This window comes from Streptomyces hesseae (assembly GCF_031845785.1).
Classification (GTDB): Bacteria; Actinomycetota; Actinomycetes; order Streptomycetales; family Streptomycetaceae; genus Streptomyces; species Streptomyces hesseae.
The window spans coordinates 78,484-96,521 of the sequence record NZ_JAVRFI010000015.1; the positions used below are offsets into that span (position 1 = coordinate 78,484).

Consider the following 18,038-nt stretch of genomic DNA (forward strand, 5'->3'; position numbering starts at 1 on the left):
CGGCGTCGTTAGTCCAAGACGACAACAGGCTTTGTCCATGGTCACCTTCGCCCCTGCCGTCACACAGTGACGGCGTGACCGTAGAAGCCACCGGCCCCAGCCGTCGCGCCGTCGTCGTCACCGCGGCCGCCCTCGCGGGCGCCGGGGCCCTCCCGGCCCGCGCCACGGCACAAGGCGCCGAGGCACTCCTGCGCTCCGAGACCCTGGACGTACACGTCGACACGGCCTTCCCCCGGATCATCTCCTACACCGACCGCACCACCGGCGCCGTCCTCCACGGCCAGGAGGACCCCGTCACGACCCTGCTCGTCGACGAGACCGAGCACACCCCGGACGTCACCGTCTCCCTCACCGCCGACCGCGCCACGTACACCCTCACCCTCCCCGCCGGCACCCGGATCGACGTCGAGATCCACGTCCACGGCTCCCGCGTGGACTGGCGCGTCACCCGGATCACCGAGACCCCCTCACTCCCCGTCGGCACCCTGCGCGTCCCCGGCCTCGCCTTCCTCTCCGTCCGCAGCACCCAGCCCGGCGCGGAACTCCTCGCCGCCCGCCTCCAACTGGACGCCGCCAAGAGCGGCGACACCCACATCCGCCCCACCCCCACCACACCACCCGACGCCACACCCACCGGCTGCGCCTACGCCGTCGTCGCCACCGGCGAACTCGGCGGCGGCATCGAGACGAACACCGTCCACGACCGGCCCGACGCCGCCACCGCCTGGGAGAACGGCCGCTTCCGCCGGCAGGTCCTCGCCCGCGACGGCTACACCAAGGCCCAGATCGCCTGCGGCCAGTGGACCCACCGCGCCGCCGGCGCCCCCGCCCACGACACCGAACCCCTGCCGTACGTCCACGTCGTCGTCACCCGCGACCGCAACGGCGACGGCCGGGCCGACTGGCAGGACGCGGCCATCGCCACGCGCGACATCATGACCGACCCCCTCGGCGCCGACGAGCAGCACCTGCGCGTCGTCCCCCACATCCCCTTCAACTTCGCCAGCCAGGCCACCAACCCGTTCCTCGCCGTCCTCGACAACGTCAAACGCGTCCACCTCGCCACCGACGGACTACGGCAGTTCACCCTCCTGAAGGGCTACCAGTCCGAGGGCCACGACTCCGCCCACCCCGACTACGGCGGCAACTACAACACCCGCGCCGGCGGCCTCACCGACCTCAACACCCTGCTGCGCGCGGGAAAACGCTGGAACAGCGACTTCGCCGTCCACGTCAACACCACCGAGTCCTACCCCGTCGCCCACGCCTTCTCCGAGACGCTGGTCGACCGGAACGACCCCCAATGGGACTGGCTCGACCAGTCCTACCGCATCGACCCCCGCCGCGACCTCCTCTCCGGCGACATCGTCCGCCGCTTCCGCCGGCTGCGCGAGGAGACCGACCCGGCACTCGACACCCTCTACATCGACGTCTTCCGCGAATCCGGCTGGACCTCCGACCGCCTCCAGCGCGAACTGCGCGCCCAGGGCTGGCGCATCACCACCGAATGGGGAAACGGACTGGAACGCTCCAGCCTCTGGTCCCACTGGGCCGCCGAGACCGACTACGGCCCCGACACCTCACGCGGCGTCAACTCCAAGCTCATCCGCTTCATCCGCCACCACCAGAAGGACGTCTTCGCCGGCAAATGGCCCCTCCTGGGCACCGCCCGCCTCGGCACCTTCGAGGGCTGGCAGGGCAAGACCGACTGGACGGCCTTCCACCGCCTGATCTGGACCGACAACCTCCCCGCCAAATACCTCCAGGCACACCCGATCCTCACCTGGACCGACCACGAGATCACCTTCGCCGGCCCGGCCGGGACCTCCGTCTCGGACACCGACGGCACCAGGACGATCGTCACCGACGGACGTGTCGTCTACCGCGGCGGCACCTACCTCCTCCCCTGGGAGCCCCGCCGCGCCACCGACCCCGACAGGCTCTACCACTACAACCCGCACGGCGGCACCACCACCTGGACCCTGCCCCGCGCCTGGTCCCGGCTGCGCACCGTCGCCCTCCACCGCCTCACCGACCAGGGCCGCGCCGACACCCTCCGGCTGCCGGTACGGGACGGCCGCGTCACCCTCCGGGCGGCCCCGGACCAGCCCTACGTCCTGACCCGCCCGGACGGACGCCCGGCCCGCCGCGACCCCCGCTGGGGCGAGGGCACCCCCCTGCGCGACCCGTCCTTCACCTCCGGCACCCTCGACGCCTGGCGGGTCAGCGGCCCCGCCCGCGTCGAACGCAGCGCGCTCGGCGACCATGAGCTGGTGATCGGCGCGGGGGAGGCGGCCACCGTGAGCCAGCGGCTCGCCCGGCTGCGGCCCGGCACCTACGCGGCGTCCGTCCAGGTCGAGGTCGGCGCCGTCACGGGGGAGCGGCGCCGGGCCGCGCTGACCGTCCGCACCGCCGACGGGATCACCGCGACGAACTGGACGGACACCTCCACGGCCGGCAATTTCGTGGCCGCCGACAGCAAGCACGGCACCCGCTTCCAGCGGATGTTCACCTGGTTCACCGTGCCGGAGGGCGGCGGGCCCGTGACCCTGGCGCTGACGGCCGGACCCGGCCGGGCGCGGGTGCGGTTCGACGCCGTCCGCGTGGTGCCCGGCCAACGGACCGACGCCGGGGGCGCCCTCGTCCTCGAGGACTTCGAGAACGTGCCCCAGGGCTGGGGCCCCTTCGTCAAGGGGGACGCGGGCGGGGCCACCGACCCGCGCACCCATATCGCCCAGCGGCACGCGCCCTACACCCGGCGCGGCTGGAACGGCAAGGCCGTCGACGACGTCATCGATGGCACCCAGTCGCTGAAGTCGCGCGGCGAGAACCCCGGAGTGGTCTACCGCACCGTCCCCCACACCGTGCGCTTCGCGGCGGGGCGCCGTCACCGGGTGTCCTTCCGCTACGAGAACGAGCGGGCGGGCCAGTACGCATGGGTGACGGCCGTCGACGAACCGGGAGCGCGCGAGCTGGTCCGTACGCCCCTCCCCGTCGCCGAGCGACCGGCCACATTCTCATACGAGTTCACGGCACCGGATACGGGTGAGGCGTGGGTGGGACTGCGGAAAGTGGGGGACAACGGGACTGCTGAGTTCTGCCTGGATGGCTTCATCGTGCAGGTAGTAGGGCAATAAACAACCACGGGGTTCCGTCCCGTTGGCCACCGTCATCGGCCGGTGGCCAGCGGGACGGATGCTCTCAGACCCCGTCGTGGCCGGGCACTCCGCCCAGCCGGACCTCCGGCTCGCCCGGCCCCTCCAGCTCCAGCACCAGCACCTCGTTCTCCCCCTCGCGCAGCACCGGCCCCGGCACATACAGCGGACGGCGCGGACCCCGGTCCCAGTAACGCCCCAGACAGAAACCGTTCACCCACACGAACCCCCTCACCCAGCCGGGCACCTCCAGCACCGCGTCCCCCGCCCCCACCACGGGGAACGTCCCCCCATACAGCCCCGGCCCCCCACCCGGCCCCGCCCGCCACGGCACTTGCCCCAGGGCCCCGGGCTCCTCCAGCGCCGCGAGCCGCAGCCCCCGCGCCCGTACCCCGTGCACATACTGCCGCTCGTGCAGCAGCCCGCCCGTGACGCCCTTGGCCTCCCCGAGCCGCGGCCCGTAATTGACCCGGCCCAGCGACTCCACCCACAGCTCCACCACGGCCGGCCCCGCCACCTCACCGATCAGCACCGGATCCGAGGCGCCGTCGACCACCGCGACCCGCGCCCCGTCCACGGACACCACCGCCACATCACGCAACCCCATCACCCACAGCGGCGACGCCTTCCGGGGCCCCGGAATCCCGAAGCGATACCGCACCAGCCCCCGGTCCACCCCCAGCTCCTCGAACGACGGGGGCAGCGCCGTCTCGCTCTCCGCACCCCCCAGCGCGTCCACGACCCCGTCCAGCGGCGCCCACCGCTCCAGCCGCGCCACCACCGGAGCGCCCAGCACCGGCGGCGCGGGCGGCGGCTCCGGCAGCGGACCCGCCACCCCGCCCGGGACGGCCGCACCGTCCCGGAACCCGGCCAGCACCTCCCGGAACGCCCAGAACTTCGCCGTCGCCCGCCCGTACTCGTCCACCGGCGCGTCGTAGTCGTACGACGTGACCACCGGCCGCAACGCGCCGAGATGATCCTCACCGGCCCGGTTCGCCCCCGCCCAGCCGCCGAAGTTCGTCCCACCGTGCGCCATGTACACATTCACCGACGCCCCGCACTCCAGGACCTCCCGCAGCGCCCCCGCCGCGTCCTGTGCCCCGCGCACGGCCTCCTCCGCGCCCCAGTGCGTGAACCAGCCGCACCAGAACTCCATACACATCAACGGACCACCCGGCCGGAACCGCCGCAGCACCCCGAACGCCTCACGCGCCCCCGAACCGAAATTCACCGTCGCCGGCACGCCCGGCACCGAACCGCCCGACAGCATGTGCTCCTCCGGACCGTCCGACGTCACCAGCGGAACCGTCACCCCCAGCGCCTTCCACCGTTGGACGAGCCATTCCAGATAAACCCGGTCACTGCCGTACGACCCGTACTCGTTCTCCACCTGGAGCAGCACCACCGGACCGCCCCGGTCCACCTGCCGTCCCACCACCTGCTCCGCCACCAGCGGCAGCCAGCCGTCCACCGCCCGCAGAAACCCCTCGTCCCGCGTCCGCACCCGCGCCCCGAGCCCCCCGGTCACCCACGCCGGCAGCCCCCCGTTCTCCCACTCCGCGCAGATGTACGGACCCGGCCGCACGATCGCGAACATCCCCGCCGCCGCCACCGCGTCCAGGAACCGCCCCAGCGGCCCCATGTCCACCGGCCCACCCTCGACCGGCGCATGCCAATTCCAGGGGACATACGTCTCCACACACGTCAGCCCCATCGCCCGCAACATCCCCAGCCGATGCCCCCACAGCCCCTCATGCACCCGGAAGTAGTGCAACGCCCCCGACAACAGCCGCACCGGCCGCCCGTCGAGCTCGAAATCCTCGTCCCCCACCACGAACCCCGGCACGACCCCGCCTTCCCTCACACCACCCGGACAGCGCGAACGGCGACCATCCTCGCCCTCTGGCGGGAGCGAGGGCCATGGACAAAGATCAGCCCTGATTGGACACCCGGCGGCTGTGGAGGCGGACACGCGTGTACCACACCTGGATGCGCTACTTCACGCCGGGACCGGTCCACCACCGGCTCGGCCTCGTCTGCCTCGGCGTCGGCCTCCAGCACGGCGCCCTCCCCACCGTCGGCCCCCGCACCCTCGACCACCACGTCGCCGTCGTCATCAGCGCGGGCACCGGCTGGTACCGCACCCCCGACCACCACGTCCACACCGTCACCGCCCCCGCCCTCATCCAGCTCCTCCCCGGCGTCCCCCACCACTACGGCGCCGCCCCCGGCCCCGGCTGGGACGAAAGCTTCGTCGACTTCACCGGCACCGCCGTCACCGCCTACACCGAACTCGGCTACATCGACCCCGACCGCCCCGTCCTCCCCCTCACCGACACCACCGCCGCCCGCGCCGCCGTCACCCGCATCGCCCGCGCCGCCCGCCGAGGCAACCCCCACCTCGAAGTCGAGACCTCCGCCGCCGTCCACGAACTCCTCGTCGCCCTGCGCCGCTCCCGCGCCGACACCACCGGCGAGGTCGACCCCCTCCTCCACGCCCTCGCCCGCGACGCCTTCCTCCCGCTGTCCGTCGCCCAGCACGCCGCCCGCCACGGCATGACCCCCGCCGAACTGCGCACCGCCGTCCGCCGCGGCGCCGGATGCAGCCCCAAGGACTACCTCCTCGGCATCCGCCTCGGCCGCGCCAAGGAACTCCTCGCCGCCACCGAGCTCCCCGTCGCCGCCGTCGCCCGCCGCGTCGGCTACACCGACCCCGCCTACTTCAGCCGCCTCTTCACCCGAAGGGTGGGCACCGCCCCCGTCCGCTTCCGCGAACGCCAGGGCAGGTCCGTACCGGGCGGCTGGAGCAGCACCGTCCCCGATCCGGAGCACCCACCGGTCATCGGACCCCGCCCGTCCGCATAGGGTCGTCACTGTGGAGAACAACAACAACGTCATCGACGAGTCCGTACGCGCCGAGCTGAGCCGGCTCCGCGACAGCATCGACAACATCGACGCGGCGGTGATCCACATGCTCGCCGAACGGTTCAAGTGCACCCAGCAGGTCGGCCACCTCAAGGCCGAGCACAAGATGCCGCCCGCCGATCCCTCCCGCGAGGCCCGCCAGATCGCCCGGCTGCGCGAGCTCGCCGAGAACGCCAAGCTCGACCCGGCCTTCGCCGAGAAGTTCCTGAACTTCATCATCGCCGAGGTCATCCGCCACCACGAGACCATCGCCCGCGCCTGACCCCGGCCCCGGGCCCCGGCCCGGAGGCGACGGCCGGCCCGGAGCGGCAACCCGGCCCGGAGGCGACGACCCGGCCCGGAGACGGCAAAAGGCTCCCGCACCCCCTCACAGGGGTACGGGAGCCTCAAGGCCTATGGCTTGCCGGTGGTCGTCAGCCGCGCGCTTCGCCCGCCGCCGCGTCCGACGCCTTCGCCGTACGCAGCTCCTCCAGGTAACGGTCGACGACGCCGCTCTGCCGGGCGAAGTCCGTCATCGGCTCGCCGACGATCCGGCCCGCCAGCTCCGTGGCCAGCGTGCCCACCTGGTCGCGCAGCTCGGCCTCGGCCACCGCGCGCTCGGCGTCGATCACCGCGTGACCCGCGGAGATGATCTCCTCACGCTGACGCTGACCCTCGGCACGCAGCTCGGCGATGATCGCGTTGCCCTGCTCGACGGACTCCTGGCGCAGCCGCGCCGCCTCGTGGCGGGCCTCGGCCAGCAGCTCCTGGTACTCGGCGTGGACCCGCGCCGCCTCGGCGCGCGTCTCCTCGGCCTCGTCCATCCGGCCGTCAGTGGCCTGCTCGCGCTCGTCGAGGACCTTGTTGATCCGGGGAAGGATCGCCTTCGCCATCACGGCGAAGACGAGGAAGAACAGCACCAGGCCCAGAACGAGCGGGGCGAGCTCGGGCTTCAGGGGCCCTACGTCGAGAGCGAAAGTCATGGCCATGGTGTGCACATTACCTTGCGACACCGCCCGGCCCAGCCCCCCACCCCGCCGAACCCCACCCGAACGCGCCCGGCCGCCCGCGCGACGAAGACCCCAACTCGCCCCCGCCACAAGGCATGGCCGCCCCAATACCCACCATCGGGCGAAACCTCCCGCACCCCGGGTCACGACACGTGCACAGCCGGTAGCTTGGCCGGTCGGTGCTGCCCGTGCCCGCAGGAACTCGTGGAAGGCCACTCGCCCCGATGACCACCCCCCAGACCCCCGCATCCGCCCCGGACCAACCCCTGGACCTCGTGGGCATCGGCATCGGCCCCTTCAACCTCTCCCTCGCCGCCCTCGCCCAGCCCCTCGACGACCTCCGCGTCGCCTTCTACGACCAGAACCCCGCCTTCCACTGGCACCCCGGCCTGCTCATCGACGGCACCACCCTTCAGGTCCCCTACCTCGCCGACCTCGTCACCCTCGCCGACCCCACCAGCCCCTGGTCCTTCCTCAACTACCTCAAGACCCGCGAGCGCCTCTACCCCTTCTACTTCTCCGAGCGCCACCACATCCACCGCGCCGAATACGACGCCTACTGCCGCTGGGCCAGCCAGAACCTCCCCGGCCTCCACTTCAACCACCACATCGACGCCGTCCGCTGGAACCCCGAGCGCGTCCTCTTCGAGATCGACTACACCCAGCTCGACCCCGAAGGCGAAGCCGACGCCCTCGGCCGCGCCTACACCCGCAACCTCGTCCTCGGCGTCGGCACCGCCCCCTACATCCCCGAGCCGCTGCGCCCCCTCGCCGAAGCCCCCAACGTCCCCGTCACCCACTCCGCCGACTACCTCGACCACCGCGACAAGATCCTCGACGCCGAACACATCACCGTGATCGGCTCCGGCCAGTCCGGCGCCGAGATCTTCCTCGACCTCCTCCGCAGCCGACCCGTCGGCCGCGAACGCCTCCACTGGCTCGCCCGCACCCCGGCCTTCGCGCCCATGGAATACAGCAAGCTCGGCCTGGAGCACTTCACCCCCGACTACACCCACTACTTCCGCGCCCTGCCCGAACCCGTCCGCGACCAGGTCCTGCCCCAGCAATGGCAGCTCAACCAGGGCATCGACCGCCACACCATCGCCGACATCCAGGACGAGCTCTACCGCCGCAGCCTCCACGGCGGCTGGCCCGACGCCGTCCTCACCCCCGGAGTCTTCGTCCGCACCGCCGGCCGCGTCGGCACCACCCGCGTCGAACTCCACCTCGAACACACCCAGCAGGGCAGCCGCTCCCGCCTCACCACCGACGCCGTCGTCCTCGCCACCGGCTACCGCGAACGCCGCGTCGACACCCTCCTCGCCTCCCTCGACCCCTATATCCGCCGCGACTCCAACGGCCGCGCACGCGTCGACGAACAACACCGGCTCGTCCTCGACCCCTCCGTCAAGGGCGCCATCCACGTCCAGAACGCCGAAACCCACACCCATGGCGTCGGCGCCCCCGACCTCGGACTAGCCGCCTGGCGCAGCGCCGTGATCCTCAACGCCCTCATCGGCCGCACGGTCTACTCCCTGCCCCACCGCACCGCCTTCACCACCTTCGGCCTGGAGCCGCGGACCCAGCCACGGCCCCAGCACGCCGTCGGCGGCCCCGGCTCAGAAAACCGGCACACCATCCCGCGTCAGCTTCCAGTCCACTGACGCGAACGCCCCCACATCAATGGCACCCTTGGCCTTCACCCAACCGATGATCGTGTTCCGGATCTCCTCCGAATTCGCCCACAACTGCTTGGCCCGAGCCACATGCGGGAAGTTCCCGCCACCACTCGCCCGATAATTGTTCACCGCCAGCACAAACTGCGCCGCGTCATCCAGCGGCTTCCCCTGGAACGACAGATTCACAATCCGCGAACCCGGCTCCTTCGCGATGTCGATCTCATAGGAGAGACCGCTCACCACGTCATAGTTGTAATCCGGAATCGACTCGGCATTCGTCAGCTTCGCCGGGTCGACCGGCACGCCCGCGGCCGTCCGCACGTAATAGTGCGCCGAGAACTCCAGATACGCCCGCAACTGCGCACCGGTCAGCAGCCGCGCCTCCAGCGTGTTCTCGAACGGATAAAGACCCGCCACCTCGCGAATCGTCACCTTCCCCGACGGCACCGACGCCGTCCGCGAAAAACACGACGCCTGCGACAGAACAGGAAGCGAGGCATAGGCCGAGCCCGCCAGGGCCGTCTTCACCGTCTCCGCCTGCACATGATTGATGAAATCAATGATCGGCGTGTCCTTGTACGCCGCCTCCGCCGCACTCATCACCGCCGACGACGTACCGATCACCTGATTCACATACGTCACGACCTTCCGGTGCTCCTTGCCCAGCAGATCCGTGATCCGGCGATCCTCGGCCACCGTGTTGGAATTCAGCACCTTCGCCGACACCGACTCCACCTGCCAGCGGCCCCGCTCCCACACCAGACCGAAGTCGAACAACGTCAACCGCTGCCCCCACTTCAGCGGCTCCGAAAGCACCACCTGCTTACCGGACTCCTTGTTCGTCACCCGGTACTCGGGAATCTCCGTATGCGCGTGCCCCACCAGAATCGCGTCGATACCCGGCACCCGCTCCGCCACCAGCGCCGCCGCGTTCTCCACATACGGCAACTGATCACCGTACGACGACGTACCGCTCGAACCCGAATGCGCCGCCACGATCACCACATCCGCACCCATGGACCGCAGCTTCGGCACCCACTTCGCCGCCTGCTCCTCCAGCCCCGGGAACACCATCTTCCCCTGCACATTCGCCTTGTCCCAGATCGCGATCCCCGGATTGGTCAGACCCAGGATCGCCACCTTCACATCACGACCGTGCGGAGTGCACACCCGCTTGATCACATACGGACGGAACGCCGGCCGCAGCGACTTCGCATCCAGAGCGTTCGCCGCCAGTAGCGGGAAATCACACTGCTCCTCGAACTTCCGCAGCGTCGGAATGCCGTAGTTGAACTCATGGTTTCCGACCGCCGCCGCGTCATACCCGATCGTGTTCATCGCCCGCGCCATCGGATGAACCGGGCCACCCGCACCCGTGATCGGATCCACCTTCGCGTAGTAATACGAAAGCTGCGTACCCTGGATCGTGTCACCCGCGTCGATCAGCAGAGTGTTCCGCCGGCCCTTCTCGGCCCGCACCTGCCGCACCAGCGTCGAGATCTTGGCGAGCCCCACATCGTTGTGCGCCTTGTCGTCGAACTCGGCATCGGTGAAGTAATCCCAGTTGAAGACATTGCCGTGAAGGTCGGTCGTCCCCATCACGGTCAACGCGTACCGCTTCCTCCGGCGAGCGCCCCCGTCCCCGGCGAGCCCCTCCGCCTCGGCCGGCACGGCCCCCACGGCCCCCGCCAACGCCACACCGGCGCCCGTCACGGCCGTACGCTCCAGGAAATTCCTACGGTTGAGCGGCATATGTTCTGTTCTCCCCATTCATATCCAGAACCAACGCGCGTAGATTCTGGCCCACCCCCCACGCCCACCAACACCCTCAACCCCCTGCGATTCCCATCACCACGCGCCGTCCCTCCCCACCGCCACCCCCACCTGAGACGCTGACCCCATGACCGACCTGCCCTACGGAACCCCCGACGCCCCCCGCGTCGCCGTCCGAGGCGAAGCCCGCCTCCAAGTCGACCCCGAAATCGCACGCATCGGCATTTCCGTCAGCGCCCGCGGCACCGACCGCCGCAACGCCCTCCAGGACCTCACCCGCCGCAACAACCAGGTCCTCGATCTCCTCAAGTCCTATGGCGAAGCCGTCGAGAAAACCGAGACCGGAACCTTCAGCATCACCCCCCAGCTCACCGACAAAGGCCGCCACGAACGCGTCCGCGCCTACCACGGCCACGTCCACATCACCGCCACCCTCGCCGACTTCACCGCCCTCGGCGAACTCGCCACCCGCCTCGCCGAACTCGACCTCACCAGCGTCGACGGCCCCTGGTGGAGCCTCCGCCCCGACTCGCCCGCCCACCGCGAAGCCCGCCAACAAGCCGTACGCGAAGCCGTCCAGCGCGCCCGCGAATACGCCGCCGCACTCGGCGCGGAACTCGCCGCCGTCGTCGAGATCGCCGACATCGGCGCCGAGAACGCCGTCCCGGCCATGCCCGCCGCCCCCGGCGGCATCATGCGCTCCGCCGGCTACGGCGGAGCCCCCACGCCGCCGCCCGCGCTCGACCTCGAACCCCAGCGCCAAACGGTCTACGCCAGCGTCAACGCCCGCTTTACGATGACCCGCCCGACGCTCTAGCCCCCGATAGGGGTGCTCATCAGAGCACCCCTCTGCACGTTTCACAAGGTGTCAACAAGCTTTTACCGAAAGGACGTTGGCCCGTTGCGGCGGGCCAATTCTCTACCCACCGGTAGGTCATAAGGTCGTGCCATGCGCCGAGCGAAAATCGTCTGCACCCTTGGGCCCGCCACCGACTCGTACGAGCAGATCAAGGCACTCGTGGAAGCGGGCATGGATGTCGCCCGCTTCAACCTGAGCCATGGCACGTACGCCGACCACGAAGCGCGGTACCAGCGGGTACGCAAGGCAGCGGAGGAAACCGGCCGCAACGTCGCCGTCCTCGCCGACCTTCAAGGCCCGAAGATCCGCCTGGGCCGATTCCGCGAAGGCCCCGTACTCCTTGAACGCGGCGACGAATTCACCATCACCGTCGAAGACGTCGAAGGCGACCGCCACCAGTGCGGCACCACCTACAGCGGCCTCGCCTCCGACGTCACCAAGGGCGAACGCATCCTCGTCGACGACGGACGCGTCACCCTCGAAGTCGTCCAGGTCACCGGCCCCCGCGTCAAGACCCTCGTCCTCGAGGGCGGCATGGTCTCCGACCACAAGGGCCTCAACCTCCCCGGCGTCGCCGTCTCCGTCCCCGCCCTCTCGGAGAAGGACATCGAGGACCTTCGCTGGGCCATCAGGACCGGCGCCGACGTCATCGCCCTCTCCTTCGTCCGCAGCGCACGCGACATCGAGGACGCCCACCGCGTCATGGGCGAGGAAGGCCGCCGCCTCCCCGTCATCGCCAAGATCGAAAAGCCCCAGGCCGTCGAAAACCTCGACGGCATCGTCGCCGCCTTCGACGGCATCATGGTCGCCCGCGGCGACCTCGGCGTCGAAATGCCCCTGGAATCCGTCCCCATTGTCCAGAAGCGCGCCATCAAACTCGCCAAGCGCAACGCCAAGCCGGTCATCGTCGCCACACAGATGCTCGACTCGATGATCGACGCCTCCCGCCCCACACGCGCCGAGGCCTCCGACGTCGCCAACGCCGTCATCGACGGCACGGACGCGGTGATGCTCAGCGGTGAGACGAGCGTCGGGAAGTACCCCGTCGAGACCGTCCGCACGATGGGCCGCATCGTCATCGCGGCGGAGGAGGACATCCTCGCCAAGGGCCTCCCCCCGCTGACCGAGCGCAGCAAGCCCCGCACCCAGGGTGGCGCGGTCGCCCGCGCGGCGGCCGAAATGGGCGACTTCCTCGGTGCGACGTTCCTTGTAGCCTTCACTCAATCCGGTGATACGGCCCGTCGCCTTTCGCGCTACCGCTCACCGATTCCCCTGCTGGCGTTCACACCGGAGCCGGCGACGCGGGCGATGCTGAATCTGACGTGGGGCGTGGAGACGTTCCTCGGCCCGGTCGTCGAGACGACGGACGAGATGGTCGACCAGGTGGACGAGTACCTGTTGCGGATCGGGCGCTGTCGCCAGGGCGACATGGTCATCATCACGGCGGGCTCCCCGCCGGGCATGGCGGGGACCACGAACCTGGTGCGGGTGCACCACATCGGGGAGGACGACGCGCCGAAGGAGTAGGGGCTCCTAATACTTGGGGCCTATGTGGGTGTCCATGAGGGCGACGGATGCCTTGCGGGCCACGGAGATATTGAAGGGGTCCTTGCCGCGTCGGGTGACCTTCCACTCGACACCGACCTTGTCCAGCGTGTCGGAGCAGAGCTTCCTGATGTCGTCGGACTTGTTGGTGAAGAAGTAGCGCGTGTACTCGTAGCGCTTGCGCTCACCGCGTACGAGGCGCGTGGCCCAGTTGGTGATGCGGCAGCCGTCGGAGTGCACGAGACCGCGCAGGAACTCCCAGGGGTGAATGTCGACGATTCGTTGCTGCCAGGGTTCGAGGGCGATGGACCTCTCGTGCTTCCTGCCGGGGCCGTGCTGGGGGAACATGCACCACAGGTGCTTCGAGTAGACCTTCACGTTGTGGCAGCCGGTCCTGCGGACCCGGCACACCGAGTTGTCGGGGAAGACAGCCTGCATCGCTGCGTGGCACGCGTCCATCAGACCCGGCCATGTGTCGCCGCAGGCGATCATCAAGCTGGGTACTCGGTGCTGGGAGTACTGGATGATGTGTCCATCTCCCAGGTACAGCCCCAGTAGGTACGAGTAGGCCGCTTCGTCGAGCTCCCGGCCGTCGTATCGCGGACAGCTCGGTCTGTGGGGGCCCGGGCACTCCCCGCGTTTGGACCGGTCCATGTGAAGCCAGTAACCGACCGTGCCTACCGGGACGCCGAGCCGTCTGGCGACCTCCGCGTTGGCGACACCGGAGGCGATGAGATCCAGTGCTTTCTGGCGCGTCGTAGCGCCGCGAAACTCCATGCCTTCACTGTGCGCGACAGAGGCTTCACGGTGTGGCGATTCCGTGAAGGTTCACGCGATGGTGAAAGTCCGCTTTGCGGACCTTGGGTGCCCGGTGTGGGATTCGAACCCACATGCCCAAAGGGCACGAGTGTTTGAGACTCGCGTGTCTGACCAGTTCCACCAACCGGGCGGGTTGCTCGGGACACAATACCGCGTGCGCGTTGGGAGCTGCCGCTAGGTAGGCTCATATGGCACCACCTGCCCTGAGCAAGGAGACCCGTGACCGCCGCCGAGCCCCAGCCGCCCGTCGACGACGAGCCGCAGCACACCCCTCCGCACGTCACCCGTGTCGTGATCGCCGAGGATGAGGCCCTGATCCGTCTCGACCTCAAGGAGATGCTCGAGGAAGAGGGCTACTCCGTCGTCGGTGAGGCGGGCGACGGCGAGACCGCCGTGGCGCTGGCGCGGGAGCACAAGCCGGATCTGGTGATCCTGGATGTGAAGATGCCGGTCCTCGACGGGATCTCCGCCGCCGAGCGGATCGCGTCCGAGTCGATCGCCCCGGTGCTGATGCTCACCGCGTTCTCGCAGCGCGACCTCGTGGAGCGGGCCCGGGACGCCGGGGCCATGGCCTACCTCGTGAAGCCGTTCAGCAAGAGCGATGTCGTGCCCGCCATCGAGATGGCGGTCTCCCGCTTCACCGAGATGAAGGCGCTGGAGCAGGAGGTCGCCGACCTCGCGCAGCGCCTGGAGACGCGGAAGCTCGTGGACCGGGCGAAGAGCATTCTCCAGACGCAGTACGGGCTGACCGAGCCCGCCGCGTTCCGGTGGATCCAGAAGACGTCGATGGACCGTCGGCTGTCCATGCAGCAGGTGGCCGAGGCGGTCATCGAGGACGCCCGGGAGAAGAAGGCGTCCAAGGAGCAGTAGGCCCCGGAATCCGTGAAGCGAAGGGCCCGTGTCTTCGGACACGGGCCCTTCCGCGTTCGTCGGCGCGGTCAGTCCTCGCCCAGGTACGCCTTGCGTACCGACTCGTCGTGCAGCAGCTCCGCCCCCGTCCCGGAGAGGACGATCCGGCCGGTCTCCATGACGTGTCCCCGGTCGGCGAGGCCGAGCGCTGCCTGGGCGTTCTGTTCGACGAGCAGGATCGTGGTGCCGCCGGCCTTGAGCTCGGCGATGGTGTCCATGATCTTCTGCATCATGATCGGGGAGAGGCCCATGGAGGGCTCGTCGAGCATGAGCAGCTTGGGGCGGGACATCAGGGCGCGGCCCATGGCGAGCATCTGCTGTTCTCCGCCGGAGAGGGTGCCCGCCGCCTGGCGTGCTCGTTCGCCGAGGATCGGGAAGAGGTCGTAGACGCGTCGTACGTCCTGTGCGATGCCGTCGGTGTCCTTGCGGAGGAACGCTCCGAGCTGGAGGTTCTCGGCGATGGTGAGGCGGGGGAAGATGTGGCGGCCTTCGGGGGAGTGGGCGAGGCCGCGGGCGACGACCTGGTGTGCGGGGACGCCCGTGAGGGATCGGCCGTCGAAGCGGATGGCGCCCGAGCGCGGTGTGAGAAGGCCGGAGAGGGTGCGGAGGGTCGTCGTCTTGCCGGCTCCGTTGGTGCCGATGAGGGTGACGACCTGGCCGGTGTCGACGGTGAACGAGATGCCTTTGACGGCTTCGATCTTGCCGTAGGCGACGTGGAGGTCCTCGACCTCCAGGAGCGCGGTCATCGGTCGGTCTCCTCCGTCGAGTGGGCCTCCGTCGCGTGGGCCTCGGCCGCCCGGACCTCGGCGGCCTCCTCCTCGCCGGGCGCGCCTTCGAAGGGGGTGCCGAGGTAGGCGGCGATGACGCGTTCGTCGCGCTGGACGGTCTGTGGTGTGCCTTCGACGAGTTTCTCGCCCTGGACGAGGACGGCGACGTGGTCGCAGAGGTTGAAGATGAAGCGCATGTCGTGCTCGATGACGAGGACGGCGGTGCCCTGGTCGCGGATGGCGAGGACGAGTCCCTCGGTGTCGCGGGTCTCCTGGGGATTCATTCCGGCGGTGGGTTCGTCGAGGAGGAGCAGGCCGGGGTCGCTGGCGAGGGCGCGGGCGATTTCGAGCCTGCGTTGTTCGCCGTAGGGGAGGTTGCGGGCGAGGTGGTCGCGTTTGGCGGCCAGGCCGGTGAATTCGAGGAGTTCCATGGCGCGTTCTTCGGATGCCTTTTCGGCGCGGCGGAAGGCGGGGCCGCGGAGGAGGGCGGAGAGGAGGCCTTCTTTGGTGCGGGTGTGGCGGCCGACGAGGACGTTTTCGAGGACGGTCATATTGGCGAAGAGGCGGATGTTCTGGAAGGTGCGGGCGATGCCGGCCTGGGTGACGAGGTGGGGTTTGGGTGGGAGGACGGTGTCGCGGTAGGCGACGGTGCCTTCGGTGGGGGTGTAGAGGCCGGTGAGGCAGTTGAAGAAGGTGGTTTTTCCGGCGCCGTTGGGGCCGATGAGTCCGACGATCTGGCCTTCGTGGACGGTGAGGTCGACGGCTCGTACGGCGGTGAGTCCGCCGAAGCGCATGGTGACGCTGGTGGCGGTGAGGACGGTGGCGGGGGCGGGGGCGGTCGTGGTGGTCATGGTGGTTATGCCTCCGCCGTGGTGGGCCGGGTGGCGCCGCCCGTGCCGGGCGGGTTTGCCGGGGCCGCGTCGGTCTCGTGGAATTCAAGGCGGTTGCGGCGGTTGGGGATGATTCCTTCGGGGCGGAAGCGCATGAGGAGGATGAGGGCGAGGCCGAAGGCGAGGAGTTGGTAGTCCTGGAGGAATTGGAGTTTGGCGGGGATGAGGTAGAGCAGCGCGGCGCCGAGGAGGGGGCCGGTGATGGTGCCCATGCCGCCGAGGATGACGGCGGCGAGGAGGAACGCGGAGTTGGGCGGTACGGGTCCGGCGAAGACGTATTGCTCGGGGACGACGGTGTAGGCGACGTGGGCCTGGACGGTGCCGGCGAGTCCGGCGAGGGTGGCGCCGAGGGCGAAGGCGATGAGTTTGAGGCGGAAGCCGTTGATGCCCATGGCGGTGGCGGCGGTTTCGTCCTCGCGGATGGCGACCCAGGCGCGGCCTATGCGGGAGTTTCCGGCGCGGCTGAAGACGAGGACGACGAGGGCGGTGAAGAAGAGCATCAGGAGGTAGTAGTTGGCGAAGGGGGTGAGGGTGAGGCCGCCGAAGGAGTGGGTGGCGCCGAAGTCGTAGCCGAGGATGGCGAGGTCGGGGATGTTGGGGATGCCGTTGGGGCCGTTGGTGAGTGAGGGGCCGGATTCTCCGTTGAGGTTTCCGACGGTGATGCGGAAGATCTCGCCGAAGCCGAGGGTGACGATGGCGAGGTAGTCGCCACGCAGGCGCAGGGTGGGGGCGCCGATGACGACGCCGAAGACGAGGGAGGCGGCGGCGCCGGTGAGGACGGCGGCCCAGAAGGGGAAGTGGATGTGGAGGGTGGAGGCGGTGGAGCCGGAGACGAGGGCGGCGGTGTAGGCGCCGACGCCGAGGAAGGCCACGTAGCCGAGGTCGAGGAGGCCGGCGAGGCCGACGACGACGTTCAGGCCGAGGGCGACGGTGGAGAAGATGAGGATGTTGACGATGATGAGGGTGTATTCGTCGGTGTCCTGGGTGAGGGGGAAGAGGACGGCGGTGACGAGGGCCGCGGTGAGGGTGACGCGGCGGTGCCGGTGGGTGAGGGCGGTGAGCCGGGCGCCCAGTCCGCTGGTGAAGAGCGCGGCGGTGGTGAAGCCGGTGAGCAGCAGGAAGCCGGTGAAGAGTTCGCCGTAGGCGGTGCCGATGCCGTAGGTGAGGACTTGGAGGGCGAGTCCGAACACGACGGCGATGATGAGGATTTCGGCCCATGCGGGGAGGGCGCGCGCCGGTGGTAGGGGGCGTGGGGGGCCGCTGGGGAGCGCGAGGGCGCCGGTGAGGGTGGCGAGGGCGGCTGCTCCGGCGAGGTAGCCGCCGGGTTCGAGGTTGACGAGTCCGCCGAGGCGGGTGGCGATGGCGATGAGGGTGTACCAGGTGGTGGCCAGGGTGCCGGCGGCCAGGTGGAGAGTGGCGGTGTGGCGGCCGGAGGGGGTGAGCCAGCGGAGGCCGGGGAGGCCGGCGGTGGCGAGGACTTGGGCGAGGGTGAGGGCGGCGCCGGTGAGGGTGAGGATCTGGAGGCCGCCGGGGTAGCCGGTGACGGTGAGGTTGCCGGGGAAGGCGCGGGTCCAGGTCCAGGGGAGGAAGGTGGAGAGGAGGGTGAGGAGGGCTCCGCCGGCGGTGAGGATTCTGGCGGTGGAGAGGGGGAGGGGGACGAGGGGGAGGGTGAGCCGGGGGATGGCGCGGTTGACGGCGGTGGTGTGGTGGTGTTGTGGGGTCATGGGT

General features: G+C 69.9%; 14 protein-coding genes and 1 tRNA gene. 7 read left to right on the forward strand and 8 right to left on the reverse strand.

Annotated features, from left to right (window positions below; all coding sequences use genetic code 11):
- Positions 1-74: 74 nt before the first annotated feature.
- A complete protein-coding gene (locus tag RM609_RS22150; protein ID WP_311613249.1) occupies positions 75-3,137 on the forward strand; it encodes an endo-alpha-N-acetylgalactosaminidase family protein in 3,063 nt (1,020 codons plus the stop codon).
- 64 nt (positions 3,138-3,201) lie between these two features.
- Here RM609_RS22150 and RM609_RS22155 read toward each other — a convergent pair whose 3' ends face one another.
- Positions 3,202-5,001 carry a glycoside hydrolase family 35 protein gene (locus RM609_RS22155; RefSeq protein WP_311613250.1) on the reverse strand — a complete coding sequence of 600 codons (1,800 nt, stop codon included), beginning with the start codon at positions 4,999-5,001 and terminating at the stop codon, positions 3,202-3,204.
- A 128-nt stretch (positions 5,002-5,129) separates the two neighbouring features.
- Here RM609_RS22155 and RM609_RS22160 point away from each other — a divergent pair, with 128 nt between their 5' ends.
- Together RM609_RS22160 and RM609_RS22165 are read left to right on the forward strand one after the other, a co-directional pair.
- Positions 5,130-6,020 (forward strand): helix-turn-helix domain-containing protein, encoded by an 891-nt coding sequence (locus RM609_RS22160; protein WP_311613251.1) that lies wholly within the window; start codon positions 5,130-5,132, stop codon positions 6,018-6,020.
- A gap of 10 nt (positions 6,021-6,030) precedes the next feature.
- Positions 6,031-6,342, forward strand: a complete 312-nt coding sequence (locus RM609_RS22165) for a chorismate mutase (protein WP_311613252.1) — start codon at positions 6,031-6,033, stop codon at positions 6,340-6,342.
- Between the two features lie 151 nt (positions 6,343-6,493).
- Here the strand turns inward: RM609_RS22165 and RM609_RS22170 are convergent, their stop codons facing one another.
- Entirely contained in the window at positions 6,494-7,048 is a 555-nt protein-coding gene (locus tag RM609_RS22170; protein ID WP_311613253.1) for a F0F1 ATP synthase subunit B, read from the reverse strand.
- Between the two features lie 245 nt (positions 7,049-7,293).
- Here RM609_RS22170 and RM609_RS22175 point away from each other — a divergent pair, with 245 nt between their 5' ends.
- Positions 7,294-8,733, forward strand: a complete 1,440-nt coding sequence (locus tag RM609_RS22175) for a lysine N(6)-hydroxylase/L-ornithine N(5)-oxygenase family protein (protein WP_311613254.1) — start codon at positions 7,294-7,296, stop codon at positions 8,731-8,733.
- Here the strand turns inward: RM609_RS22175 and RM609_RS22180 are convergent.
- Positions 8,689-10,500 carry a bifunctional metallophosphatase/5'-nucleotidase gene (locus RM609_RS22180; RefSeq protein WP_311613255.1) on the reverse strand — a complete coding sequence of 604 codons (1,812 nt, stop codon included), beginning with the start codon at positions 10,498-10,500 and terminating at the stop codon, positions 8,689-8,691. The genes RM609_RS22175 and RM609_RS22180 overlap by 45 nt on opposite strands.
- A gap of 148 nt (positions 10,501-10,648) precedes the next feature.
- Here RM609_RS22180 and RM609_RS22185 point away from each other — a divergent pair, with 148 nt between their 5' ends.
- Together RM609_RS22185 and pyk are read left to right on the forward strand one after the other, a co-directional pair.
- Positions 10,649-11,338 (forward strand): SIMPL domain-containing protein, encoded by a 690-nt coding sequence (locus RM609_RS22185; RefSeq protein ID WP_311613256.1) that lies wholly within the window; start codon positions 10,649-10,651, stop codon positions 11,336-11,338.
- Between the two features lie 132 nt (positions 11,339-11,470).
- Positions 11,471-12,907, forward strand: coding sequence for a pyruvate kinase (gene pyk, locus RM609_RS22190; RefSeq protein WP_311613257.1), 1,437 nt, complete (start codon positions 11,471-11,473; stop codon positions 12,905-12,907).
- Between the two features lie 6 nt (positions 12,908-12,913).
- Here pyk and RM609_RS22195 read toward each other — a convergent pair whose 3' ends face one another.
- Together RM609_RS22195 and RM609_RS22200 are read right to left on the reverse strand one after the other, a co-directional pair.
- Positions 12,914-13,702, reverse strand: a complete 789-nt coding sequence (locus RM609_RS22195; protein ID WP_311613258.1) for a helix-turn-helix domain-containing protein — start codon at positions 13,700-13,702, stop codon at positions 12,914-12,916.
- Positions 13,703-13,790: 88 nt separating this feature from the next.
- Positions 13,791-13,874, reverse strand: a tRNA-Leu gene (locus RM609_RS22200).
- Between the two features lie 89 nt (positions 13,875-13,963).
- On the opposite strand from RM609_RS22200, the gene RM609_RS22205 reads away from it, so the two are divergent.
- The gene (locus tag RM609_RS22205; RefSeq protein ID WP_311613259.1) at positions 13,964-14,614 is read left to right on the forward strand and encodes an ANTAR domain-containing response regulator; all 651 of its coding nucleotides are present in this window, start codon (positions 13,964-13,966) and stop codon (positions 14,612-14,614) included.
- Positions 14,615-14,682: 68 nt separating this feature from the next.
- Here the strand turns inward: RM609_RS22205 and RM609_RS22210 are convergent, their stop codons facing one another.
- From RM609_RS22210 to RM609_RS22220, 3 genes are read right to left on the reverse strand one after another with little or no spacing between them, the layout of a single operon-like run.
- The gene (locus tag RM609_RS22210; RefSeq protein ID WP_311613260.1) at positions 14,683-15,399 is read right to left on the reverse strand and encodes an ABC transporter ATP-binding protein; all 717 of its coding nucleotides are present in this window, start codon (positions 15,397-15,399) and stop codon (positions 14,683-14,685) included.
- The gene (locus RM609_RS22215; RefSeq protein WP_311613261.1) at positions 15,396-16,271 is read right to left on the reverse strand and encodes an ABC transporter ATP-binding protein; all 876 of its coding nucleotides are present in this window, start codon (positions 16,269-16,271) and stop codon (positions 15,396-15,398) included. Before RM609_RS22215 ends, RM609_RS22210 begins: the two co-directional genes overlap by 4 nt.
- A 5-nt stretch (positions 16,272-16,276) precedes the next feature.
- Positions 16,277-18,034, reverse strand: a complete 1,758-nt coding sequence (locus RM609_RS22220) for a branched-chain amino acid ABC transporter permease (protein WP_311613262.1) — start codon at positions 18,032-18,034, stop codon at positions 16,277-16,279.
- Positions 18,035-18,038: the final 4 nt, after the last annotated feature.

What these genes read in the sequence shown, in the direction of transcription:
- RM609_RS22180 (WP_311613255.1), bottom strand. Translation starts at nt 10,500, where the DNA reads ATGCCGCTCAACCGTAGGAATTTCCTGGAGCGTACGGCCGTGACGGGC.
- RM609_RS22220 (WP_311613262.1), bottom strand. Translation starts at nt 18,034, where the DNA reads ATGACCCCACAACACCACCACACCACCGCCGTCAACCGCGCCATCCCC.
- RM609_RS22195 (WP_311613258.1), bottom strand. Translation starts at nt 13,702, where the DNA reads ATGGAGTTTCGCGGCGCTACGACGCGCCAGAAAGCACTGGATCTCATC.
- pyk (WP_311613257.1), top strand. Translation starts at nt 11,471, where the DNA reads ATGCGCCGAGCGAAAATCGTCTGCACCCTTGGGCCCGCCACCGACTCG.
- RM609_RS22210 (WP_311613260.1), bottom strand. Translation starts at nt 15,399, where the DNA reads ATGACCGCGCTCCTGGAGGTCGAGGACCTCCACGTCGCCTACGGCAAG.
- RM609_RS22170 (WP_311613253.1), bottom strand. Translation starts at nt 7,048, where the DNA reads ATGGCCATGACTTTCGCTCTCGACGTAGGGCCCCTGAAGCCCGAGCTC.
- RM609_RS22185 (WP_311613256.1), top strand. Translation starts at nt 10,649, where the DNA reads ATGACCGACCTGCCCTACGGAACCCCCGACGCCCCCCGCGTCGCCGTC.
- RM609_RS22175 (WP_311613254.1), top strand. Translation starts at nt 7,294, where the DNA reads ATGACCACCCCCCAGACCCCCGCATCCGCCCCGGACCAACCCCTGGAC.
- RM609_RS22215 (WP_311613261.1), bottom strand. Translation starts at nt 16,271, where the DNA reads ATGACCACCACGACCGCCCCCGCCCCCGCCACCGTCCTCACCGCCACC.